General features: G+C 46.9%; 23 protein-coding genes and 1 tRNA gene. 17 read left to right on the top strand and 7 right to left on the bottom strand.

Features of this window, described 5'->3' with window-relative positions:
* Positions 1–261: 261 nt before the first annotated feature.
* Positions 262–1,119 carry a DMT family transporter gene (locus tag COPRO5265_RS00840; protein ID WP_012543611.1) on the bottom strand — a complete coding sequence of 286 codons (858 nt, stop codon included), beginning with the start codon at positions 1,117–1,119 and terminating at the stop codon, positions 262–264.
* 134 nt (positions 1,120–1,253) lie between these two features.
* Between COPRO5265_RS00840 and purE the strand changes: the two genes are divergently transcribed.
* From purE to purD, 10 genes are read left to right on the top strand one after another with little or no spacing between them, the layout of a single operon-like run.
* Entirely contained in the window at positions 1,254–1,739 is a 486-nt protein-coding gene (gene purE / locus COPRO5265_RS00845) for a 5-(carboxyamino)imidazole ribonucleotide mutase (protein WP_012544073.1), read from the top strand.
* A gap of 23 nt (positions 1,740–1,762) precedes the next feature.
* Positions 1,763–2,473, top strand: a complete 711-nt coding sequence (gene purC, locus COPRO5265_RS00850; RefSeq protein ID WP_012544565.1) for a phosphoribosylaminoimidazolesuccinocarboxamide synthase — start codon at positions 1,763–1,765, stop codon at positions 2,471–2,473.
* Between the two features lies 1 nt (position 2,474).
* The gene (gene purS, locus COPRO5265_RS00855; RefSeq protein WP_012543900.1) at positions 2,475–2,726 is read left to right on the top strand and encodes a phosphoribosylformylglycinamidine synthase subunit PurS; all 252 of its coding nucleotides are present in this window, start codon (positions 2,475–2,477) and stop codon (positions 2,724–2,726) included.
* 5 nt (positions 2,727–2,731) lie between these two features.
* Positions 2,732–3,409, top strand: a complete 678-nt coding sequence (purQ, locus tag COPRO5265_RS00860; protein WP_012544456.1) for a phosphoribosylformylglycinamidine synthase subunit PurQ — start codon at positions 2,732–2,734, stop codon at positions 3,407–3,409.
* Positions 3,410–3,415: 6 nt separating this feature from the next.
* Entirely contained in the window at positions 3,416–5,632 is a 2,217-nt protein-coding gene (purL, locus tag COPRO5265_RS00865; RefSeq protein ID WP_012543661.1) for a phosphoribosylformylglycinamidine synthase subunit PurL, read from the top strand.
* Positions 5,632–7,023, top strand: a complete 1,392-nt coding sequence (purF, locus tag COPRO5265_RS00870; protein WP_236608225.1) for an amidophosphoribosyltransferase — start codon at positions 5,632–5,634, stop codon at positions 7,021–7,023. Before purL ends, purF begins: the two co-directional genes overlap by 1 nt.
* A 13-nt stretch (positions 7,024–7,036) precedes the next feature.
* Positions 7,037–8,053, top strand: coding sequence for a phosphoribosylformylglycinamidine cyclo-ligase (gene purM, locus COPRO5265_RS00875; protein ID WP_012544489.1), 1,017 nt, complete (start codon positions 7,037–7,039; stop codon positions 8,051–8,053).
* Positions 8,050–8,697, top strand: coding sequence for a phosphoribosylglycinamide formyltransferase (gene purN / locus COPRO5265_RS00880; RefSeq protein WP_012544901.1), 648 nt, complete (start codon positions 8,050–8,052; stop codon positions 8,695–8,697). The genes purM and purN overlap by 4 nt, the downstream gene beginning before the upstream one ends.
* Positions 8,698–8,702: 5 nt before the next feature.
* Positions 8,703–10,235 (top strand): bifunctional phosphoribosylaminoimidazolecarboxamide formyltransferase/IMP cyclohydrolase, encoded by a 1,533-nt coding sequence (purH, locus tag COPRO5265_RS00885; RefSeq protein ID WP_012544473.1) that lies wholly within the window; start codon positions 8,703–8,705, stop codon positions 10,233–10,235.
* 35 nt (positions 10,236–10,270) lie between these two features.
* Complete coding sequence (purD, locus tag COPRO5265_RS00890) at positions 10,271–11,530, top strand: phosphoribosylamine--glycine ligase (protein WP_012543632.1); 1,260 nt, start codon at positions 10,271–10,273, stop codon at positions 11,528–11,530.
* 92 nt (positions 11,531–11,622) lie between these two features.
* On the opposite strand, the gene COPRO5265_RS00895 is transcribed toward purD, so the two are convergent.
* Genes COPRO5265_RS00895 through COPRO5265_RS00910 form a run of 4 tightly spaced genes read right to left on the bottom strand, consistent with a single transcriptional unit; the run spans position 11,623 to position 14,498 of the window.
* Positions 11,623–12,045, bottom strand: coding sequence for a molybdopterin-guanine dinucleotide biosynthesis protein B (locus COPRO5265_RS00895; protein ID WP_012544700.1), 423 nt, complete (start codon positions 12,043–12,045; stop codon positions 11,623–11,625).
* Positions 12,042–12,590: a hypothetical protein gene (locus tag COPRO5265_RS00900; RefSeq protein WP_012543870.1), complete on the bottom strand. Its 549-nt coding sequence runs from the start codon at positions 12,588–12,590 to the stop codon at positions 12,042–12,044. The genes COPRO5265_RS00895 and COPRO5265_RS00900 overlap by 4 nt, the downstream gene beginning before the upstream one ends.
* Before the next feature lie 4 nt (positions 12,591–12,594).
* Entirely contained in the window at positions 12,595–13,443 is an 849-nt protein-coding gene (locus COPRO5265_RS00905; protein WP_234397857.1) for a M55 family metallopeptidase, read from the bottom strand.
* Positions 13,444–13,472: 29 nt separating this feature from the next.
* On the bottom strand, positions 13,473–14,498 hold the full coding sequence (locus COPRO5265_RS00910) for a tRNA 4-thiouridine(8) synthase ThiI (protein ID WP_012544649.1): 1,026 nt from the start codon (positions 14,496–14,498) through the stop codon (positions 13,473–13,475).
* Positions 14,499–14,721: 223 nt separating this feature from the next.
* Here COPRO5265_RS00910 and COPRO5265_RS00915 point away from each other — a divergent pair, with 223 nt between their 5' ends.
* Genes COPRO5265_RS00915 through COPRO5265_RS00930 form a run of 4 tightly spaced genes read left to right on the top strand, consistent with a single transcriptional unit; the run spans position 14,722 to position 17,847 of the window.
* Entirely contained in the window at positions 14,722–15,309 is a 588-nt protein-coding gene (locus COPRO5265_RS00915; protein WP_143708074.1) for a TetR/AcrR family transcriptional regulator, read from the top strand.
* Between the two features lie 7 nt (positions 15,310–15,316).
* The gene (locus tag COPRO5265_RS00920) at positions 15,317–16,312 is read left to right on the top strand and encodes an NAD-dependent epimerase/dehydratase family protein (protein ID WP_012544276.1); all 996 of its coding nucleotides are present in this window, start codon (positions 15,317–15,319) and stop codon (positions 16,310–16,312) included.
* Positions 16,313–16,360: 48 nt separating this feature from the next.
* The gene (locus tag COPRO5265_RS00925) at positions 16,361–16,594 is read left to right on the top strand and encodes a DUF3006 domain-containing protein (protein WP_041735526.1); all 234 of its coding nucleotides are present in this window, start codon (positions 16,361–16,363) and stop codon (positions 16,592–16,594) included.
* Complete coding sequence (locus tag COPRO5265_RS00930) at positions 16,594–17,847, top strand: MBL fold metallo-hydrolase (RefSeq protein WP_012543827.1); 1,254 nt, start codon at positions 16,594–16,596, stop codon at positions 17,845–17,847. Before COPRO5265_RS00925 ends, COPRO5265_RS00930 begins: the two co-directional genes overlap by 1 nt.
* 118 nt (positions 17,848–17,965) lie before the next feature.
* Here the strand turns inward: COPRO5265_RS00930 and COPRO5265_RS00935 are convergent.
* Positions 17,966–18,061: transfer RNA gene (locus tag COPRO5265_RS00935), tRNA-Sec, on the bottom strand.
* Positions 18,062–18,166: 105 nt separating this feature from the next.
* Here COPRO5265_RS00935 and COPRO5265_RS00940 point away from each other — a divergent pair.
* From COPRO5265_RS00940 to COPRO5265_RS00950, 3 genes are read left to right on the top strand one after another with little or no spacing between them, the layout of a single operon-like run.
* A complete protein-coding gene (locus tag COPRO5265_RS00940; protein ID WP_041735940.1) occupies positions 18,167–19,309 on the top strand; it encodes an aminotransferase class V-fold PLP-dependent enzyme in 1,143 nt (380 codons plus the stop codon).
* A gap of 23 nt (positions 19,310–19,332) precedes the next feature.
* Positions 19,333–19,962, top strand: a complete 630-nt coding sequence (gene yedF, locus COPRO5265_RS00945; RefSeq protein ID WP_012544738.1) for a sulfurtransferase-like selenium metabolism protein YedF — start codon at positions 19,333–19,335, stop codon at positions 19,960–19,962.
* Between the two features lie 11 nt (positions 19,963–19,973).
* Entirely contained in the window at positions 19,974–20,324 is a 351-nt protein-coding gene (locus COPRO5265_RS00950) for a GrdX family protein (protein WP_012544186.1), read from the top strand.
* Between the two features lie 30 nt (positions 20,325–20,354).
* On the opposite strand, the gene COPRO5265_RS00955 is transcribed toward COPRO5265_RS00950, so the two are convergent.
* Complete coding sequence (locus COPRO5265_RS00955; RefSeq protein ID WP_012543602.1) at positions 20,355–21,500, bottom strand: glycerate kinase; 1,146 nt, start codon at positions 21,498–21,500, stop codon at positions 20,355–20,357.
* Positions 21,501–21,503 lie beyond the last annotated feature (3 nt).

Consider the following 21,503-nt stretch of genomic DNA (forward strand, 5'->3'; position numbering starts at 1 on the left):
GGGCAGAGTGCAGCTAGTAACTCACAGGAATCTCCAGCGGCCCTTTTTGGTCTGCAGAGCGCTTAACGTAGCCTTGACCAATGTAGGCAATTCATTTAAATACTTATGCCTCCTGTTGGTATTACTATACTAGCGATAAAATTTGCAGGAGGTGTTTAAGGTGAAAGAAAAGAAGAGCAGACCCGTAGAAAAGGAAGAATCTAAAGTGTTCTATGACCCCGTGTCTGACACTTACTATGAGCTGTACAATTATCCTCTTGTTTAGCTGCCATTAGCTTTGCTGGTTCGGTATTCTCCGTACTGGACCAGCAAAGCACTTAAAAAGATGAGTAGTGCCCCTATGTTTCCGAATGTAGTAAGGTTTTCTCCCACAGTGAAGTGAGCGAACAAATATGCAAATATGGGTTCGAATGCAAATATATACGCTGCTGTGGTGGCGCTGACGTTTTTCTGTCCTTGGAGCTGTAGCCAAATGGTTAGGGTTGTGGCAACCAAGGCCAAGTAAAGCAAGGGACTCAAGACGCCCCTGGGTATGGAGAAGCTTCTAGTAAAGGGCAAAGACCAAAGAGCAGTAAATCCAATCATGTATGCGGACGTGTTCAGTTGGTTTTCTATGTGTAGTGTGGGTATGAGTACGAACTGCACGGTGTAAGCCAAAGCGCTTATGAGCATGAGAAACGCCCCAATGGAAACGGAGAACTTTTCTCCTGGTACGTAACTTAGTGCTAAGAAACCTACTACTGACACAATTTGCCCTAGGGTCACTGTGCTGCTTTGTCTTTTCTTTAACCATAGCATCTCCAAAAGTGGTGTGAGCGGTATGCTCAAACTCACGATAAAGGCAGCTGTGGATGCATTTATTGTGGTTAACGCAACAAATTGAGTAATGAGAGCTATTGCATTGGTAATGCTGAGCCAGAACCCATCAAGCATGTCCTTCTTCCGTATTCTAATGAACGGTATCAAGGGGATAAAGGCAATAACGTACCGCCAAAATAGGTAAGAGAATGGGTCCAAGTAGTTTAGCACTTCTTTAGAAAACACGAACGTGGTTCCCCAGAAGAACGTGGTAGCAATCAGATATATGTAACCCAGCGTGTCTTGGCTCTTTCTAGACATGATGTAATCATTATAAGTAGTTGTATGCAACCTTGTGAGTAAAGCGGGTGTTAATGCTGGACTCTTCTTATCACAGTTTAGTTATATAATGTGTTATATGTTTCATCATTTCCCCACTTTGGGAGGTCATTACCATGTCTAATAGTAGTATTGACGGTATTGGTAGAGTTGCCATTGTGGTCGGGAGTAAGTCCGACATCCCCATTATTGAAAAGTGCACAACTGTTCTAGACCAGCTGGGGGTATCATGGCAATTAAAAGTGCTTTCTGCCCACAGGACTCCATTTGAAACCCAGCAGTTTGCTGTTAGTGCTGATGAGAATTATGACGTAATCATTGCAGCCGCAGGTAAAGCAGCGCATCTTCCAGGTGTCATTGCTTCTTATACGCTGCTTCCGGTAATTGGGCTGCCCATCAAATCTTCAGCACTTGGAGGTTTAGATTCCCTTTTATCTATGGTGCAGATGCCTAAGGGTGTTCCTGTTGCAACGGTAGGTATAAACGAGGCAGAAAATGCAGCACTTTTAGCTTGCCACATACTGTCTTTGAAGTATGAGGCATTAAGGGAAACCCTAAAGGAGTACCGCCGCAACATGGCTGAAGATGTGCTCCGAGGTTAGGTGTAGGGAGAAAGGAGGCTTTCATGGAAAAATTGGACCTTCTCTATGAGGGCAAAGCAAAAAGGGTTTACAAAACAGATGATCCACGCTACTACATCATTGAATACAAAGATGAAGCCACAGCATTTGATGGTAAGAAGAAAGGCATAATCCAAGGCAAAGGCACTGTGAACAACAAGGTGTCTGCGGTGTTTTTCCAGCTTTTGGAGGAAAATGGTGTGCCCACGCATTTCGTTGAGTTACTCTCGCCAACGGAAATGTTGGTGAAAAGGGTTGAGATTATTCCATTGGAGGTCATCGTTAGGAATTACGCAGCAGGCAGCATAAGCAGAAGGTTGGGGTTGGAAGAAGGCATTAAATTTGATCAGCCCATTGTGGAGTTCTGCTACAAGAACGATGAGTTGGGTGACCCCATGGTGAACAATTACCACATTTTAGCTATGAAGCTGGCTAATGAAGAAGAAATAAACGCTCTTACCCAACAGGCATTAAGGATTAATCAGATTCTGTCGCAGTTCTTGCTTGGTAAAAACATCATTCTCGTGGACTTTAAGCTGGAATTTGGCAGAACAGACGAAGGAGACATTGTCTTGGCAGATGAGATTTCACCTGATACCTGCCGTTTTTGGGACAGCGCCACCATGGAAAAGCTGGACAAAGATAGGTTCAGACGTGACATGGGCGGAGTAGAAGAAGCCTACATGGAAATAGCTCGTCGATTGGGGTGTGTTTAACATGGCACAGGCGAGGGTGTATGTGACTTTAAAGAAGGGTATTTTGGATCCACAAGGGGAAGCAGTTAAGAATGCATTGCATACGTTAGGATACGGAAATATTGATGAAGTCAGAGTAGGCAAATATGTTGTACTTACATTACAGGATAGCTCAGATTCTGAGGCACTTAAGAACACTGTCGAGGAGATCTGCAAGAAAGTACTAACAAACCCTGTTATTGAAGACTTCTCCTTTGAAATCGTTGAGGGCTAATAGCCATGAAAACCTTTGGCATTATTGTCCTTCCTGGTTCCAACTGCGATTCTGACTGTTTTTACGCAGTCAGAGACTACTTAAACCAAGATGCTCAGTATGTTTGGCATGAGGAAAGAAACTTGGACAAATACGACGTGCTCATGATTCCAGGTGGTTTTTCCTACGGTGATTACTTACGCCCTGGCGCTTTGGCGCGTTTTTCACCAGCTGTGGATGCCCTAGTTAAGGAAGCTGAGAAGGGAAAGCTGGTCGTGGGTATTTGCAATGGTTTTCAGGTGCTCACAGAACTGGGCTTGCTTCCAGGTGCGCTTATGCGCAATAAAAACTTGAAGTTCATTTGCAAATACGTGGATGTGCAGGTTGAAAACGCCCACACACCTTTTACGTCCCGGTTAAAGATGGGGCAGACCATCAAACTACCAGTAGCTCATAAAGATGGTAATTACTACGTTGACGAGGATACTTTGCAGCAGTTAAAGAAAAATGGGCAAGTAGTTTTACGCTACAGCGAGGATGTGAATGGTTCAGTAGACCGCATCGCCGCCGTCACAAACAGACAGGGCAACGTGGTGGGCATGATGCCCCACCCTGAACGTGCTTGTGATCCACTCTTGGGGTCCTCGGATGGCATGTACATCTTGGGGTCCATGCTGGATCACCTGCTGAAAGGTGGGTTTTGAAAAACAATGGAAAACAGCAATACAACTCCTTTATGGAGAACGTTGGGACTAACCGATTTAGAGTACGAGCAAATAGTCTCTGGCTTGGGTAGAGAGCCAAATTTCACCGAACTCGCCATGTTCAGTGTGATGTGGTCGGAGCACTGCGCTTACAAGAATTCAAAACCTTTGCTAAAAATGCTGCCCAGTAAGGGACAAAGAGTCATGCAGGGACCTGGTGAGAACGCGGGTGTTTTGGACATCGGTGACGGTTTAGCGTTGGTCATGAAAATAGAAAGCCATAATCATCCATCGGCGGTGGAGCCATATCAAGGTGCCGCCACAGGTGTGGGTGGTATTGTCCGAGACATCTTCGCCATGGGGGCACGCCCTGTGGTGCTCATGGATTCCCTGCGATTTGGCTCTTTGGGTGAAGGAAGAACCAACTACCTATTTGAACAAGTAGTAGCTGGAATAAGCGATTATGGAAACTGCATAGGAGTGCCCACTGTTGGTGGAGAAATATATTTTCAAGATTGCTATCAGAAAAGCCCACTGGTGAATGCACTTTGTGCTGGCATAGTGGAGCAAGATAAGATGCAGACAGGGAAAGCCAGTGGTGTCGGCAGTCCAGTACTCATTGTGGGTGCTACTACGGGTAGAGACGGTATTGGAGGAGCCAGCTTTGCCTCTCAGGAGCTTGGAGAAGACGCTGAAGAGAAGCTCCCTTCGGTTCAAGTGGGAGATCCTTTCATGGAGAAATTGCTCATTGAGGCATGCTTGGAAGCTTACGAGACAGGCTTTGTGGTGGCTGTTCAGGATATGGGAGCTGCTGGCATAACCTCCTCGGCTTCTGAGATGGCTGCTCGTGGAGAGGTGGGCATGGAGCTCAACCTAGACTGTGTCCCACTTAGAGCTGAGGGCATGGCTGCCCATGAGATTCTCATCTCTGAATCTCAAGAACGCATGCTGCTGGTAGTGGAAAAAGGCAAAGAAGATCAAATAAAGCAAATAATGGAAAAATGGGGACTTCACGCTGCTATTATGGGCCGTGTAACGGATGATGGGTGGCTACGAGTATGCTATCACGGTGAAGTGGTGGCACAGCTGCCAGCTCAACTATTGGCAGAGGGCGCTCCCCAGTATATCCGCGAAGGGATACCTTCTGAACATCTGAAAGACATTCAGGACCTTGACGTGACAGCTTTACAGCCTCCTGCTGATCTGGAGTGCACGCTATTAGAACTCTTAAAATCGCCCAACATTGCTTCCAAAGCATGGGTATTTGAGCAGTATGACCACATGGTGAGAACTGACACCGTTGTCAGACCAGGTTCGGACGCTGCTGTGGTTCGCATAAAAGGTAAACACCAAGCGCTGGCGTTTACCACTGACTGCAATGCCACCTACTGCTTTTTGGATCCCTACGAGGGTGCTAAGGCTGCTGTGGTAGAAGCGGCAAGGAACTTGAGCATGGTGGGTGCTGAGCCCATCGGCATAACAGATTGTTTGAATTTCGGCAATCCTGAGGATCCTGCAGTTTACTGGCAAATGCAGCGCTGCATAGAAGGCATCAGAGATGCCTGCCAAGTCTTGAACATACCAGTGGTTAGTGGGAATGTGAGCCTGTACAACGAAACTGAGCTGGGCCCCATTTTCCCCACGCCGGTGATCGGCTGTGCAGGACTGATCCCGGACGTTTCCAGGGTGTGCACCATGGGCCTTAAAGACGATGGTGATGTGGTTCTCGTGCTGGGTGAAGATAAAGGGGAGCTTGGTGGTAGTGAATACCTACAAGTTCAATACGGTCTGGTAAAAGGAAAGCCTCCCGTTGTGGATCTGGAAAAGGAAAAAGCACTGCAGGAACTGGTGCGTAAGCTCATCTGGGAAGGGCTACTCAAATCTGCTCATGATATTTCTGAGGGTGGTTTGGCTGTTGCATTGGCAGAATGTGCACTTTGCGGTGAAAGAGGCGTTGAGGTGGATCTAACCACTTCTTTGAGGCCTGATGCTGCTCTTTTCTCGGAATCCCAAGCCCGGGCAGTGGTTTCACTGAGCCCACAGAACTTGGAAGCGGTCTTAAAGCTTGCCCAAGATTATGAGGTACCCGCTGCGGTTTTAGGCAACGTGGGCGGGGAAAGTTTGCTTATCAGGGTGAATGGAGAAGAAGTTGCTGATGTGCCCCTGATTCAGTGCGCGGAGCATTACTGGCGGGGATTGGAATGGGCTATGAAGGGCATCTGATGAAAGAAGATTGCGGCGTTTTTGGGGTTGTTTTGGATAACCCCGAAGCTTCAGTGTACATCTACTACGGTCTTCAGTCGCTGCAGCATCGCGGTGAAGAAAGTGCCGGTATTGCCGTCTATGACGGTAGCGAAACCCATGTGCAAAAGGGCATGGGTCTGGTAAGCGAAGTTTTTGACCGAATCAAGGTAAAGTCACTCAAAGGCAACGCGGGTATTGGCCATGTGCGCTATTCCACCACAGGAGCACCAAGTTTATTCAATGCTCAACCGCTGGTGGCTCATTTACGCGGTCATTCCATTGCTGTGGCTCATAACGGGAATCTCATAAATGCACAGCAGCTCAGAGATTCTCTGGAAAAGGAAGGCCGAATTTTCCAGACCACTTCGGATACAGAAATCATCATGCACCTCATGGCAAAAAACCTCCACAAAGGTTTTGAAAACGCGCTTCTTGAGGTGATGAAGTCCATAAAGGGTTCCTATGCACTGCTGGTGCTTTTTGACAACACGCTTGCCGGGGTCAGAGACCCAAACGGCATAAGGCCACTTTGTTTGGGCAAGAACGAAGTAGGTTATTTCCTTTCCTCGGAATCTTGTGCTTTGGACGTGGTCAATGCTCAGCTTGTCAGGGACATCGAACCCGGCGAGATTGTCCTCATTGATGGTGTGGACAGCTCTCAACTGAGGTCGGTTAAGGCTGAGTCTGAAGCCGTTAATCCCATGCACTGCGTGTTTGAATACATTTACTTTGCACGCCCCGACAGTGTGATTGATGGCGCAAGTGTTTACCTCGCCCGCATGGAGATGGGCAGGCAACTTGCTAAAGAAGCACCTGTGGACGCTCACTGGGTCGTGCCTGTACCAGATTCCGGAAATTCCGCTGCTCGTGGGTACGCAGTCGAGTCCGGCATACCCAGTGTGGACGGTCTCATAAAGAACAAATACGTGGGACGTACCTTCATAGCGCCTGAGCAAAGCATGAGAGAGGCCAGTCTCAGGGTCAAACTGAATGTGCTAAAGGAGCTTGTGAAGGGCAAGAGCGTTGTCTTGGTTGATGACTCCATTGTCCGAGGAACTACCATGAGGCGTTTGGTCAGGCTGCTCAAAGAAGCTGGAGCCAAAGAAGTGCACCTGCGGATTAGTTCTCCGCCCATAATCATGCCATGTTATTTCGGCATCGATATGCCCACGCGTAAGCAACTCATTTCCGCTCAAATGTCGCCTGAAGAAGTGAGAAAACTGGTTGATGCTGACAGTTTGCATTTTTTAAGTTTGGAAGGTTTGATAAAGAGTGTTGGCATGTCCAGTCTGTGCACGGGTTGTTTGAATGGTAACTACCCCATGGATGTACCCAAAGAGGGCAACAAGTACCTTTTTGAGAAAAAGTGAAGGTGAATAAGTAATGAAATACGAGGATGCGGGAGTAAACATTTCCAAAGCGGATTTTTTCATTGAGAAAATAAAACCGCTGGCACAAGCCACACTCACCGATTTTGTTTTGGAAGGCATTGGCCCCTTCGCTTCCTTGGTGGAGCTAAAAGGTTACAAGAATCCTGTTTTGGTCTCTGGCACTGATGGTGTGGGTACCAAGCTGAAAATCGCATTCATGATGAACAAGCACGATACAGTGGGCATCGATTTGGTTGCCATGTGTGTAAACGATGTCATCACCACGGGAGCGAAGCCTCTGTTTTTCTTGGATTACTTTGCCTGCGGTAAGTTGGATGAAAACATAGGAGTGGATGTGATAAAAGGCATTGCGCAGGGCTGCACCATGGCCAAGTGTGCCTTAGTGGGTGGTGAAACTGCTGAGATGCCATCTTTTTACCCAGAGGGTGAGTACGATTTGGCTGGCTTCTGCGTTGGTGTTGCTGAAAAAGAAGAGCTTCTTAACCCTGAAACGGTTTCGGTGGGTGACGCGGTTATCGGTTTAGCCTCTTCGGGCTTGCACAGCAACGGTTATTCCTTGGTCAGGAAAATATTTTTTGAGCAGCACCATTTCAGTGTAAATGACCAGCTGCCGGAGCTTGGTAAAACTTTGGGCGAGGAGCTTCTCACTCCCACGCTCATTTATGTGCGCGCGTTGGAGCTCCTTCAGGGTTTGCCCATAAAGGCGGCTGCTCACATCACCGGTGGTGGGCTGCTTGAGAACGTACCTCGTGTTCTGCCAGAAGGCACCGCCGTGAAGCTGCATGGAGACGCTTGGTTTGTGCCACCCATTTTCAAACTCATTCAACAACTGGGCAATGTGGACCTGGTGGAAATGTATCGCACTTTCAACATGGGCATTGGCATGGTTCTCATTGTTCCCGAGGAGCGTGCCAATGACTGCGTAAACAAGATTAACAGCTCTGGTGATTTCAATGCACAAATCATTGGTGAAGTGGTGGCTGGAGAACGTCAGGTGATCTTGCCGTGAACATCGTAGTGCTAGTTTCGGGCAGGGGCACGGATTTGCAGTCCATCATTGATGCTACTCAGGAAGGCTGGCTTAAAGTGAACATACAGGCTGTCATCAGTGACAAGGAAGACGCCTATGCCCTGGAGCGAGCAAAACAGCACGGTATTCCCACTTACGTACTTTCTAAGAAGGTTTTGAAATCTGAGTTTCAAGAGGCTTTGCTAAACCTCTTAACCATGCTCAGTCCTGATTTAGTGGTGCTGGCTGGCTTCCTGACCATATTAGGTCCACAGGTGGTGGAACGTTTTCCACAAAAGATCATCAACATACATCCGGCGCTCCTGCCCTCTTTTTGTGGTAAGGGATTCTACGGTATGAAAGTGCACGAAGCCGTTTACGAAAGTGGAGTAAAGTACACCGGATGCACGGTACATTTTGTGGATGCGGGAGTAGATGCAGGTCCCATCATCCTTCAAGAAGTGGTTAAGGTGGATGATGACGACACGCCCGAAACCATTGCAGAGAAAGTTCTGGAGGTGGAGCATAGGCTTTTACCCACTGCCATAAAGCTCATTTCTGAAGGCAGAGTGGTGCTGGAAGGCAGGAGGGTTCGCATACTACCAGCGTCAAGTGAAGGCTCAGAAGGAAGAAACGAGGTGTGAAAGTGATGAAAAAGAGGAAAGCACTCATAAGCGTGTCAAGAAAAGAAGGTGTGGTGGAGTTTGCCAGGGAACTGCAAGGACTTGGTTTTGAAATCATCTCCACAGGCGGTACCTATGGCCTTTTAAAGGAAAGCGGCGTTGACGCTGTTAAGGTTTCTGACATTACCGGTTTTCCAGAGATTCTTGATGGCAGGGTGAAAACCCTTCATCCCGCTATTCATGCTGGCATTCTGGCAAACAGAAACAATGCAGATCACATGGCTCAGCTTGCCCTCTTTAACATCGAACCCATCGATTTGGTAGTGGTAAACCTTTACCCATTTAAGGAAACTGTTCTTGATGAAGACGCCACAATGGGTGATGCCGTTGAGAACATTGACATTGGAGGCCCCACACTCATAAGAGCAGCCGCAAAGAATTGGGAAAGTGTCACCGTTTTGGTTGATCCACAGGATTACGCCGACGTACTCGATGAGCTTCGGGATAGTGGCTCAACCAGTCTCAGCACACGTTTTCGTTTGGCAGCGAAGGCTTTCCGCCACACGGCTTACTACGATGCTGTCATAAGCAGCTATTTTAGCCGAGGAGCGAAGGTCTTGTTTCCTGATGAAATTGTTCTGCCCTTTGAAAAAGTACAAGAACTGCGTTATGGAGAGAATCCTCACCAAAAGGGGGCTTTCTACAAAGACCCACTGTCAAAAACGGGCTTAGCAAATTACGTTCAGCTTCAGGGTAAGGAACTTTCCTTTAACAACCTGCACGATGTGAATGCTGTTTTGGAAATACTCCAAGAGTTTTATGGTGTGCACTGTGCCGTGGCAGTGAAACATGCCAATCCCTGCGGAGTTGGAGTGGGTGAGAACTTGTTTGAGGCTTACCAAAAGGCATATGAAGGCGACCCCGTGTCCATTTATGGTGGCATTGTGGGCGTGAACGACACGTTGGACGAAGTTACGGCTTTGGAAATGTCTAAGCAGTTCTTGGAGGTCATTGTGGCCCCCGAGTTCACCCCAGAAGCACTGGATGTGCTTCAAAAGAAGAAAAACCTCCGACTGCTCAAGGTAAACCTTTCCACTGCCAGTGGTTTTGACATTAAACGCGTGGAAGGTGGCGTTCTTCTGCAGGACAAGGACCTTCAGGATTTGGATGAAAAAGAGCTGACTGTGGTTACAAACAAGGCGCCCACACCTGAGGAGATGGCGGACCTGCGTTTTGCTTGGAAAGTGGTGAAGCATTTAAGCTCCAACGCCATCGCATTGGCAAAAAATGGCGGAACAATTGGCTTGGGTGCTGGGCAGGTTAACCGTGTGGGGGCTGTGGAGATTGCCATCAAACAGGCTGGTGAAAAGGCTCGTGGTGCTGTTTTGGCTTCCGACGGTTTCTTTCCCTTCAGTGACTCCGTGGAATTGGCTGCCAAAGCTGGCATAACCGCCATTATTCAACCGGGCGGCTCTAAACGGGATCAGGAATGCATCGATGCTGCTAACAGCTACAACATTGCCATGGTATTTACCCACATCCGGCATTTCAGGCATTGACACATGCATGGGAAGAGAAGGGAAGTGCACTTCGCATGAACGTGTTGGTAATTGGTGGTGGTGGGCGTGAACATGTGCTGGTTTACAAACTAAAGCAAAGCCCGTTGGTTCAAAAGATTTACTGCGCACCCGGCAATGCAGGCATTGCCCAAATAGCAGAGCTGGTGAATGTTGCCCCCACGGATGTGGAAAAGCTTAGATCCTTTGCCTTGGAAAAGAGCATTGATTTAACTGTGGTTGGCCCCGAAATACCACTCATGGCAGGCATCGTGGATGGTTTTAAGGAGGCGGGATTGACTATTTTTGGTCCTTCAAAGGCTGCAGCCCTGCTCGAAGGCAGCAAGGTGTTTGCAAAGAACCTCATGAAACGCTGCCACGTACCCACTGCTCAGTTTGAGGTGTTTTCAAGCTTGGATGATGCCGTTAACTATGTGAAAACAAGGCAGCGACCCTTGGTAGTGAAAGCCGATGGCTTAGCTCAGGGGAAGGGCGTTGTCATTGCTCAGAGCACCGAGGAAGCTGTGCAGGCGTTGGAGTCTCTCATGGAAGAAAGGGTTTTCGGCAGTGCCGGTGAGAAAGTGGTAGTGGAAGAACTGCTTCAAGGACCAGAGGCCTCCGTATTTGCTCTTTGCAACGGTGCTGATGCTGTCATTTTGGGCACTGCCATGGACTACAAGCGTGCCTTTGACGGCGACCAGGGACCAAACACCGGTGGCATGGGCAGTATCAGTCCTCATCCTTTAATCGACCGTGCCATGGAAGAGGATATTCTGGAAACCATCATAAAACCAGTTCTGCGTGGGCTAATGGAAGAAGGCATTCCCTATACAGGTGTGCTCTATGCCGGGCTCATGCTAACTCAGGAAGGGCCAAAAGTGCTTGAGTTCAACGTGCGCTTTGGCGACCCAGAGACCCAAGCCATGATGCCGCTTTTGGAGAGCGACCTTGCTCAGCTTCTGATGAGCACCTGCATTGGGAACTTAAGTGCTGTTCAGGTGCAGTGGAAACAAGAAAAGTGCGTTTGCGTGGTGGCTGCCTCAAAGGGTTATCCGGGTCATTACCAAACTGGATTCCCCATAAATGGCTTGGGCAACGTTCGAGACGCATTGGTGTTTCACGCTGGAACCACTTTTGACGCTACGGGGAATGTGGTAACGTCAGGGGGTCGCGTGCTAAGTGTGGTCGCCACTGGCAAAAGCTACGAAGAAGCACGGCAAAAGGCTTACAAGGAAATGGAAAAAATCTCGTTCCCCGGTATGTTTTACAGAAAAGACATCGCTTCCGGCTTCGATTGAGAGAAGTATTTGTACCTATTCCTACGTTGTTTTTTTGAAACTAACAGTATGGAGATCTGAGGCACAAACGCTGTGCAGAAGAGAAGCTTACTTTACGATTTCTGTCTTTCCAGATAACTGTTGATGACGTTTTTTAGTTCATCCGGTCGCTTGGTGTTGGGAATGCCGCTTAGGGACACAGCTGCTAAGGTAAAGGGTGTTATGGCCTCCAAATCGTATGGGTCTTTCACGCAGAGGATGTTAGGTACATCAGGGATGTATCCTTCTACCACCAAAAAATCCACTGGAGGTAAATTCACTGGTGCTTTGGTTGTAATTAGCTGAAGGTTTTCACTGTCACGTACTACTGACCACAGGGTTTGGTGTGCCATTTGCAGGTGCTGATCCAGTTTAATGGTGGTATGAGTGCGCTTCTCGTAACCCACGGTGCCCTTTTTAGAAAGCACATCGATGAGCTCTTGGCACACCGTGGTTTTCCCACTGTGTTTCCTGCCGAATACTGAGAAGGTAATCACAGTGAGATATACCCCTTTTCTCCACAGAACCGCAATACATTTTTAATCCAGCTACCAGCTTTCGTGTTTAGGTTTATTAGTTCACGCTGCTCTGTTAAGATCCAATTTTCCAGTTGATGTTCAGTTATTACCCGCTCCAGGCCATCACTGCTCTGCACCCACCAAAGCTGTTTTCCCACCAAGGGAGCCAATAAAGAAAGAGGAACACCTGTGAAGGTGAGTTTTCCCTTGCTAAATTGCTTAGGCTCCATATTTGGCGGTGGTATTTGCTCAGTTGGTTCTTTGTCAAGATAGATGCTCTCTACGTATTTAACCTGCTTAAGCCAGTACATGGGTTTGTTGTCCATGACAAAAACACCTAAAGTAGGCTGGCCGTCTACCGTATTTACTAGCCATGTGCGTCCACTAAAGGTACGTGGAATATAAGCGTCGAAGTTATCTTGGGTAATCACATGTAGCCACCGAGCTGTGAACAGTATGGGGAAACCTATTACTTCATGCTTTTTCTCTCTACCTCGGGCAATGCCCTCCACGATGCCCTTCATATTTTTACAACCTCATTGCTGAAGAAGCCATGAAAACAATGGCTTGGAAAGCATGGAAGGCTTGATCGTAGTCAGACATGGTGAATTCAATGGTACGTGAGCTTAGACGCTTTACGAAAGGCAGCTCAGAGGTTACATCAGCGGCCAGGCGATTTAGGAACTCCACGGTGAATGTGGCTTCGCCTATCTTTGTGATGGATGAGTCCTTAAGTTGTTTTGCATTTTGCAGCGCTTGGTGCACTTTTTCTGCCAGAGTCATTAATGCATCGTGATAACTTTGTGCACTAAAACGGGACCACGTTTTGTTTGTGGCATGGAATACGGCTTCGGGTAAGTTCTCCTTTATTTCTTCTTCCAATTCCTCGGAACCGCTTACCAAAATGACAGGCACTCCGTGGTAGTGAGCCAAAAAGCCGTTTATGGTGGATTCGCCCACCTCTTTGCCGTTAATGAGAACGCGGTAAATGGTGGATGAGGAGTAAGAGTGATCCATGGCACCCCAGCCACCAGCTTTTGTGTGGTAACCCACAAACATGACCCCATCAAAGCTGTTATCGATACCGGTCATCATGTAATTGGGCCGTGGGTAACCAGATATGAGATCCAGTTTCACAGAACTGGTTTCCAGCATGCTGCGGCAAATGTTGTCTCCACGCGAATGACTATCTACCATGAGCACATAGGCATTGGCATCCACTTCTTCAATGGACTTTAGGAGCACGTTTAGCTCTTTATGAAGCAGTTGCTTTGCTTCTTCCGTTTTCATAAATTCCCATGAAGGAACACCCCAAATGCCTTCGTAATCAACTGAAACAAATAGGCGCATATAGTTTTCACCCCTTTTAAGAAGCATTATACTTTAGGCCCCTTCTTGCTCATCTCTCAAAGTTGCTCTGCATTCATGCGTTCCATGGTTTCAGTCAACGCGGAGGGCTTCACCTGCAGCTTTTGGGTGTGCAAGAACAGATAATTTTCCGCTTTCACCTTAACCAAAGGCAAAGTCCTGGCTTTGCTGTAGCGTGCAGTAAGAAGGGCTGAAAGCTCCAAGACTTCTTCTGTGAGCTTTCCCCTTGACCGCACAAGGGTAGTAGGGCCTGGTACATCGGTAAGTTCCACTTTGTAGTCCCATACTTTCATAAGGGCTCGCAAGCTATAACTTTCCTGCTCGTTTCTGGCTACCACAATGAGATCGCTACCTGTCCAGAAATGCCTACCCACCTTTGCAAGTTCAAGGAAAGGTCTGTCAATATCATCTTTCCAGTATTGGAAGATTTTTTGAAGCCTTCGTGTAACGCTAATATCAGTAAGTAGGCATCCGCCAGCGGGCATGGGGTAGTCGTTTATGCCCAGTGTTTGCGCTAGCTCAAGTTGCCTTTGGCGAGATCTTCCTTGAATATCCAGCAGTAAGGAGCGGTTAACCCAGCCTTCTCTTTCTGGTTTTGTTGGTGGGAGTAGTTTTGCTGACAAAGGTCTGAGGATGAGATCCTGAGCACCACTGTCTTTTGCTACTGCCATGAGCCCTCCCATTTTTTGACTCTTTGGCCTTTGGTAAAGCACTTCACCAGTAATGATGAACTGTGCTTGCAGTGAAGGTAAAAGCTCTAATGCTTTTTTCACCATCAAGGCATGGCAGTCAATGCAGGGATTAAAAAACCTACCAAAACCGTGCTTTGGATTCTTCAGAACCTTTATAAGCTCATCGGTGATGTCCCAGGTTATAAGCGGTATGGCTAGTTGTTTAGCCGCTGTTCTGGCTCGATCTGCGTTAAAAAACGGGCTTTCAAAAGAGATGCCTATGACCTCGATGCCTTGATCCAAAATGAGCTTGGCTGCCAGCATGCTGTCTAAGCCACCCGAAAGCAAAGCAATGGCTCTAATAGGATTTGTTTGCGAAGTTCCTTGTGTCATGGTTTATATGTTACCAAGTTTGCAGAAGTGCTGTTTTGGGTTGCTACGAAACAATGAGATTAGGTGTTAATGGCTACCGGTTTATTCATACAAGTGAACAAGATGCTTACAGTCTCGCTGGATAAGGGGTTAAGGAAACTAGTGGTGAAGCTGCAACTTCAACCAATGCTGACTTCACCGTTTTTTGCTGAATTACTAACAAGTGTTGTATAATTTGACCATAATGGTAAAAAGGTCAAATGATGAATTACGTGCAGAGATAGTCGGCTCCGCGAAGAGATTGTTCCAGCAATATGGCTACAAGAAGACTACTGTATCGGATATTGCAAAAGCTATGGGAAAGGTGAAATCAGCAATTTATTACTATTTTCCTGACAAGGAGTCGTTGCTGAGGGCAGTCATTGATGAGGAGATTGGAAAGCTTATACGAAGCATAAAAGATGCTGTGGGAAGAGCTTCAACTCCGGAAGAAAAGCTTAGAGCATACGCTCTCATTAGAAGCCTTGAAATTAGACGCTTGTCGACGGAGTACGCAAGGTTTCAGGAGGAATACGATCAGCTTTTTCCTCTGGTAAAGGAAATACATGAGCGTTATGACCACTTTGAGCGTGACACCTTAGAAGGCATTTTAGAAGTTGGTATGGAGCTGGGTCACTTTAATAAGACTGATTCAGAAGTGCTTGCAGATACTATTCTCTTGTGGCTAAAGGGTTTAGAAGCTCAGCTTAGTTCTTTTGGAAGCGAAGAAGCATTAAAGGAAGCAGTGGAACACCTGGTAAATGTTTTACTTTTTGGAATAAAAGTGAGGTGAATCCACTGTGTTAGTAGCAGTAACAGGTGCAACGGGGTTGGTTGGCAACAACGTGGTTAGGTTCTTTCTCAAGTTGGGTTTCGATATTTTAGCTGTGGTGCACCCGGAGGAGGGCTTGCAGTCCTTAGAGGGCTTAAGTGTCAGGGTGGTGCGTGCCGATATAACGAACCCTGAGCAGATAAAAGAAGCGCTGAAAGGTGCAGAAGCGGTGGTGCATGCTGCTGGTTTAGTTAGCATAACTGAGGCCAGTAAGGATAAGTTGGAAGCTGTCAACGTGGAAGGTACCAAAAACGTCATTGAAGCGTGCAAAGCGAACGGTGTTAAGAAGCTGATCTACATAAGTTCCATACACGCTTTGCCTGCTGACGAGGAAGGTCCCATAAGAGAAACTAAAGACCTTTCAGTAAATCGAGTGCAGGGAGCTTACGCAAAAACTAAGGTAAAAGCAACGCTACTGGCGTTTCAGGCAGCGAAGGATGGACTATGGACTGTGGTTTTACATCCCACGGGCATTGTGGGACCCTATGATTTTCGCACGTCCATTGTAGGAAAGCTAATCATAAATGCTCTTAGCGGTAAGCTGAAGTGGTATGTATCAGGGGGTTACGACTTTGTGGATGCACGTGATGTGGCAAAAGCCACTTACTTGGCACTAGAAAAGGGTAAATGCGGCGAGAACTACATTGTGGCAGGCGACTACATTTCCATGAAGGATTTTTTGGAGCAGTGCTTCAAAACGGCTGGCAAACCCTTTAATCTGAAAGAAATCCCCTATGGTCTAGCTTTGGCAGTCAGCCCCTTCATGGAATGGTATGAGGTCAGCAAAGGTAAAGAACCACAGATGAGCATCTATGCACTAAAGACTCTTCGAAGTAAAAGCGACATAGATAGCTCAAAGATCCGTGAAGAGTTGGGGTTTGAGCCCATGCCAATGACTCAAACAGTCAAGGATCTTACCAACTGGTATTTAAGCAGAATGAAAGAGGCCGAAATTAGGCGATGAAAAGAAATACAGCAGCTAAAATGCCGTTTGGGGGGAGGTGAAAACTCTATGAGAAAGGGCGTTGTGGACAGTTTTGAAGATAATGGGGAACTGGTAGTTATTGAATTGGAAGATAAAACCACAATTGCAGTACCAAAGGATAAGTTCATATGTGAAGTGCATGTAAATGATGTGGTATATGAAACAGAATCAGGCATGTGGCAGGTGGACAGAGAGGAGACAAAAAGCAAGCTTGAAGAGGTGCAAAACCTCATGGATGAACTTTGGGAGAAAGAAGAGTGATGCTCGGAAATAGTAAAAACGCTAAACTGCTTGCAGCATCGTTTTTTCTTTTGCTTTTAATCGGTCTTACTGCTTACAGTTTTACGTTTACCGCTCAACACAGCTCTGACCTTGTAGTCAGCCACATCGACGTTGGTCAAGGCTTGTCTGTATTAGTGCAGTTTCCTAATGGGACAGCCATGCTCTATGATGCAGGACCAAATAAGTCTGCTGAGACCATCGTAAATTACCTCAAAAGCCATTCTGTAAGTAAAATTGATGCGCTTATTTTAAGCCATCCTGATAGCGACCACATAGGGGCAGCAGACGAAGTAATAGAGAGTTTTACCATTGGTTCTTTCTACATGCCAAAAGTGGCTCACAGCACGCAGAGTTATTTAGACGTACTCAGTGCAGCCAAGGCCAAGGAGCTTACCATAAAAACAGCTAAGAAAGGAGTAACAATTTCTCTGGACCCAGAGGTAAAGGTGACCATGTGGGGGCCTGTGAAGGAATACGACCTTGACGACACGAATAACTGGTCAGCTGTGGTGTCAATTACTTACGGCAGTACTTCTTTCTTACTCACAGGTGATGCTGGGCAGGAAGCAGAAAATGACATGATAAACACCGGAGTTGTGGAGCCACAAACTGTTCTTCAGGTGGGTCATCACGGCTCTAAATACTCTACCTCCACGGAGTTTTTGAGCGCTGTGACGCCCACATATGCAGTAATCTCAGTGGGAGAAAACAGCTACGGCCATCCATCAGAAGAAACCTTAAGCAGACTGCAAAGCTACAATGTTCATGTGTTCCGTACAGATAAGCAGGGAACTGTGGTAGCAACAAGCGATGGTAAAACTATTACCTGGAACGTAGAGCCTATCAGTTGGGAAGACAGTTCACAAGCTAGCCCTACTACTTCTCAAACCGACTCTGCATCCACAGCTACACCTAACCAAGAAGCTCTTCCCAAAGTGGTTATCATAAGCAAGGATCTCAAAGAAGAAATAGTGGTAATCCAGAACAACGATGCAGTTGACATAGATATGAGCGGTTGGAGTCTTGTAAGCGTGAAGGGCGATCAAGTTTTTACTTTCCCTGAAGGGTTCCGCCTTGGGAAAGGTAAAACAGTTACGATAACTTCAGGCTTTAAGGCATACGAGGATTCGCCAAGTGTGCTCAAATGGACTTCCTCTACCATATGGAACAATGATGGAGATCCAGCGGAACTATTGGACGACAAGGGTCGGCTGGTTAGCTCACTACCTTGAGAGAATCTGTTAGGAATTTTACAGATAGTATTTCTTGGCTTACTCTAAATGACTGACCTGCACCCACAAAGTACAGCAGATTATTGGCCATGGAAGTAAGTGTAAGGAGTATCATTTTTGGCGGGAGCATGTGGGAATCGAACCCACCCCTCGCCTTTTTGGACGAGGAACCGGATTTGAAGTCCGGCAGGCACACCAGCACCCTTCTGCTCCCACATTCATTATAGATCAAGCCTTGTTCAGGTGCTGTGTGAAGTTTCTCTTTTTCGGTGATAAACTGAGAAAGGTACATGCCATGAGAGAAACGTTTGATAGAAAAATCATTTACTTAGACAACGCAGCCACTTCTTGGCCTAAACCTGAAGCAGTGTATGAGGCTGTGGATCACGCCATGCGTTACAGCGGTAATGCCAGTAGAAGCGGTCACAGACTTGCTTTGGAGGCTGACAGGCTTTTATACCAAACTAGGAAATTGTTGGCTTCATTTTTCAATGTGCAGGACCCAGCACAGGTTGTGTTCACGAAGAACTGCACTGAAGCTCTGAATGTGGCACTAAAGGGATTGCTTAAAGTGGGAGACCATGTTATTACCACCAGTATGGAGCACAACTCTGTGTTAAGACCACTAAGTAGACTACAAAGGAGCGGCGTTGAGGTAACTGTACTGCAGGCAAATAAAGAAGGTTATGTGACACCCAAGCAAATTGCCGAAGCAATCAGGGGCAATACAAAACTCATAGCAGTAACCCACGCTTCAAATGTGGTTGGTACCATTATGCCCGTTGCTGATATTGGTAAAGTGGCTCATGATCACGGTGTACTTTTCTTGGTGGATGCGGCACAGACAGCAGGCGTTTTGCCTATTGACATGGAACAGTGTTTCATAGATGTGCTGTGCGTTCCTGGTCATAAAAGCCTCATGGGACCTTCAGGGACGGGCGCCTTGCTTGTTAGAGAAGGCATTGTGGTAGAACCTCTGATTGAGGGAGGGACAGGAAGCCTTTCTGAATCCATTGAACAGCCGTCTTTCATGCCTGACAGGTTGGAGAGTGGCACGCTAAATGTTGTTGGCATTGCTGGATTGAAAGCCGGCTTAGAGTTCATCATGGGGAAAGGTTTGTCCAACATACGCCAGCATGAGCAAAAGTTGACAAAGATGCTTTTGGAAGGTTTAAGTGAACTGGATAACGTCACGGTTTACGGTCCCAAAGATGTTGAACGCATGGTTGGGGTAGTTTCCGCAGTTGTAAAGGGTGTAGATCCAGCCAGAGTAAGTGCCTTGTTGGATCAAGAATACGGCATCGCTACAAGACCGGGGCTGCACTGTGCGCCACTGGCACATAAAAGCATTGGTACTTTTGAGACGGGAACGGTGAGATTTTCAGTGGGATTCTTCAACACCCTAGAGGACATCGAAGAGACTATTCGAGCCATGAAACACATTGTAAAGGAATATGGCTAAAAAGGAGGGAGGAGTAAGAAACTATGGAAAACGATAACAACATCATAGTGGATGCTCGAGGTAAAGCGTGCCCTACACCAGTCATAATGACTAAGAAGGCAGTGGAATCAGCTCCAGGTAAGACTGTCACAGTCATCGTTGATAACGAAGTTGCCAAGGAGAACGTTTCAAAGTTTGCTGCCAGTATTAGTTATGATGTGGCTGTAGAAAGTAGGGAAGGTCTGTACTATCTCACACTAACACCTCCGGGTGGAGTAGCTCAGCCCGTAACGATGGAAAATCAGCCTGATGTAATGAAGTGTGAGAGTACACTGGAAAGTCAAACGTATGTGGTAGTAGTTACTACTGATACGTTTGGTCAAGGCGATTCAACGCTTGGCAAGCTTCTCATGAAGAATTACATTTATGCCCTTAAAGAGCTTGATAACAAGCCAAGCTCTATCATATTTTTGAACAGGGGCGTATTTCTTACTACGGAAGGTTCTGAGGTCATAAATGATCTAAAAGAACTGGAGAAGATTGGAGTGGAAATCATCTCCTGCGGTACTTGCCTGGATTACTACAATCTAAAAGAGAAACTTCAGGTAGGCAGTGTGGGTAATATGTACACCATTGCAGAAAAGATGAGCAAAAGCCGGGCGGTGGTCTTATAAGACCAAAAATCTTGGTTGTTACTAATAACAAGAAGGTTTTGGAGACTTATCCAAATCAAGTGCAGTTTATTGAGGGTTCTGTTTTGGACGTGTTTCTTCAGTGTGAGCAGCTGCTAAAGGAGGGGTACGATTTAGTCACGCACCCTTTAAGCGGTAACCTACAAGTGAGCAAGACGCCGTTTAAATCGGTTGTACTCGAAAGGTCTAATGAGAATGTACAACCAAAAAGTTTGGAGCTTATTAGGTTGTGCATTGAGAAGGTCAAGGAAGGGCAGCCTATTAGCTACCCCGATGCTGTTCTTGAGGATTTTGCTTTTTTGGATTTGGAGCTTATAAAAGAGCCGCTGGAAGAGCTTCTTTAGGTGTGTAGAGTTCGCCAGCGGCTTCTTCATTTAACCTTCTTTTGTCAAAGCAACTAACAGTCTACCGATGTTCTGTGCTATGTCCACAAGCAAGCTGTAGGCATTCTCCATTGCCTCTTGTAGCGATACGGGCCCATTGGCTATGGAAAATGCAGCAATTACTCCTTGATTGAAGAGTTCCTGGTATCCCTCACCCAAAGCACCTGAGATAAGAAGTACTGGTTTTCCCATACGTTTACCCAACTTTGCTACACCCGATGGCGCTTTGCCAAATTGAGCTGTTTGATAATCTGTTCTGCCTTCGCCTGTTATGATGATGTCAGATTGAGCAGCTAACGTGTCCATGTGCGTAGCTTCCATGACAACGTCTATGCCTGGGCGCATTTGAGCATCTAAAAAGGTTTTAAAAGCAAAGCCTAAGCCACCTGCAGCGCCAGCCCCTGGGTCATTTCTATGGTCTTCGCCCAAAACACTAGCTACAACATCTGCAAGGTGAGAAAGGTTTCTGTCCAGCAGTTTAACCATGTCAGGGGTTGCCCCTTTTTGTGGACCGTAAACAGCTGAGGCACCGTTTTCTCCGCACAGGGGATTATCCACATCACATGCAACAATGAACTGAGCATTCTTAAGCCTCGAATCCATGCCTTTTAGGTCAATAGTTGCCACCTTGTCCAGGTTGCCTCCGCCACAAGGTACCTCTTTTCCAGCATCATCTAAAAACTTGATGCCAAGTGCCTGTAGCATGCCAACGCCTGCATCGTTGGTGGCACTTCCACCTATGCCCACAATGAACCTGCTGCATCCACGGTCAAGTGCGTTCATAATGAGCTGACCAGTGCCGTAAGTGGTGGTCACTAAAGGGTTACGCTGGTGTGTTGGTACCAAGCTTAACCCAGAAGCTGCAGCCATTTCAATTACAGCTGTGCCATCGGGTAAAATGCCGTAAAAGCTGTGCACGGGCTTGCCCAATGGACCTGTAACGGTTAGTTCAATCAGCTGACCACCAAGGGCGCTAAGGAAGGCATCAACCGTACCTTCGCCACCGTCAGCAATGGGTACTTTCACTACTTCAAAAACTCCTTGGCATGCTTTGAGCAAACCCTCTTCGATAGCTTGACAAACTTGTTTTGAAGAAAGGCTGCCTTTGTAAGAATCTGGTGCTACCAATATTTTCATGTG

Origin of the sequence: Coprothermobacter proteolyticus DSM 5265 (genome assembly GCF_000020945.1) — a bacterium.
GTDB classification, from domain to species: domain Bacteria; phylum Coprothermobacterota; class Coprothermobacteria; order Coprothermobacterales; family Coprothermobacteraceae; genus Coprothermobacter; species Coprothermobacter proteolyticus.

Excerpts from the sequence above, each read along its gene's own strand:
- purE (WP_012544073.1), top strand. The coding sequence starts at position 1,254 with ATGTCTAATAGTAGTATTGACGGTATTGGTAGAGTTGCCATTGTGGTC.
- purF (WP_236608225.1), top strand. The coding sequence starts at position 5,632 with ATGAAAGAAGATTGCGGCGTTTTTGGGGTTGTTTTGGATAACCCCGAA.
- purC (WP_012544565.1), top strand. The coding sequence starts at position 1,763 with ATGGAAAAATTGGACCTTCTCTATGAGGGCAAAGCAAAAAGGGTTTAC.
- purH (WP_012544473.1), top strand. The coding sequence starts at position 8,703 with ATGAAAAAGAGGAAAGCACTCATAAGCGTGTCAAGAAAAGAAGGTGTG.
- COPRO5265_RS00900 (WP_012543870.1), bottom strand. The coding sequence starts at position 12,590 with ATGAAGGGCATCGTGGAGGGCATTGCCCGAGGTAGAGAGAAAAAGCAT.
- yedF (WP_012544738.1), top strand. The coding sequence starts at position 19,333 with ATGGAAAACGATAACAACATCATAGTGGATGCTCGAGGTAAAGCGTGC.
- purL (WP_012543661.1), top strand. The coding sequence starts at position 3,416 with ATGGAAAACAGCAATACAACTCCTTTATGGAGAACGTTGGGACTAACC.
- COPRO5265_RS00915 (WP_143708074.1), top strand. The coding sequence starts at position 14,722 with ATGGTAAAAAGGTCAAATGATGAATTACGTGCAGAGATAGTCGGCTCC.
- purD (WP_012543632.1), top strand. The coding sequence starts at position 10,271 with ATGAACGTGTTGGTAATTGGTGGTGGTGGGCGTGAACATGTGCTGGTT.
- COPRO5265_RS00925 (WP_041735526.1), top strand. The coding sequence starts at position 16,361 with ATGAGAAAGGGCGTTGTGGACAGTTTTGAAGATAATGGGGAACTGGTA.
- purM (WP_012544489.1), top strand. The coding sequence starts at position 7,037 with ATGAAATACGAGGATGCGGGAGTAAACATTTCCAAAGCGGATTTTTTC.
- COPRO5265_RS00955 (WP_012543602.1), bottom strand. The coding sequence starts at position 21,500 with ATGAAAATATTGGTAGCACCAGATTCTTACAAAGGCAGCCTTTCTTCA.
- purS (WP_012543900.1), top strand. The coding sequence starts at position 2,475 with ATGGCACAGGCGAGGGTGTATGTGACTTTAAAGAAGGGTATTTTGGAT.
- COPRO5265_RS00910 (WP_012544649.1), bottom strand. The coding sequence starts at position 14,498 with ATGACACAAGGAACTTCGCAAACAAATCCTATTAGAGCCATTGCTTTG.
- COPRO5265_RS00840 (WP_012543611.1), bottom strand. The coding sequence starts at position 1,119 with ATGTCTAGAAAGAGCCAAGACACGCTGGGTTACATATATCTGATTGCT.
- COPRO5265_RS00930 (WP_012543827.1), top strand. The coding sequence starts at position 16,594 with ATGCTCGGAAATAGTAAAAACGCTAAACTGCTTGCAGCATCGTTTTTT.
- purQ (WP_012544456.1), top strand. The coding sequence starts at position 2,732 with ATGAAAACCTTTGGCATTATTGTCCTTCCTGGTTCCAACTGCGATTCT.
- COPRO5265_RS00905 (WP_234397857.1), bottom strand. The coding sequence starts at position 13,443 with ATGCTTCTTAAAAGGGGTGAAAACTATATGCGCCTATTTGTTTCAGTT.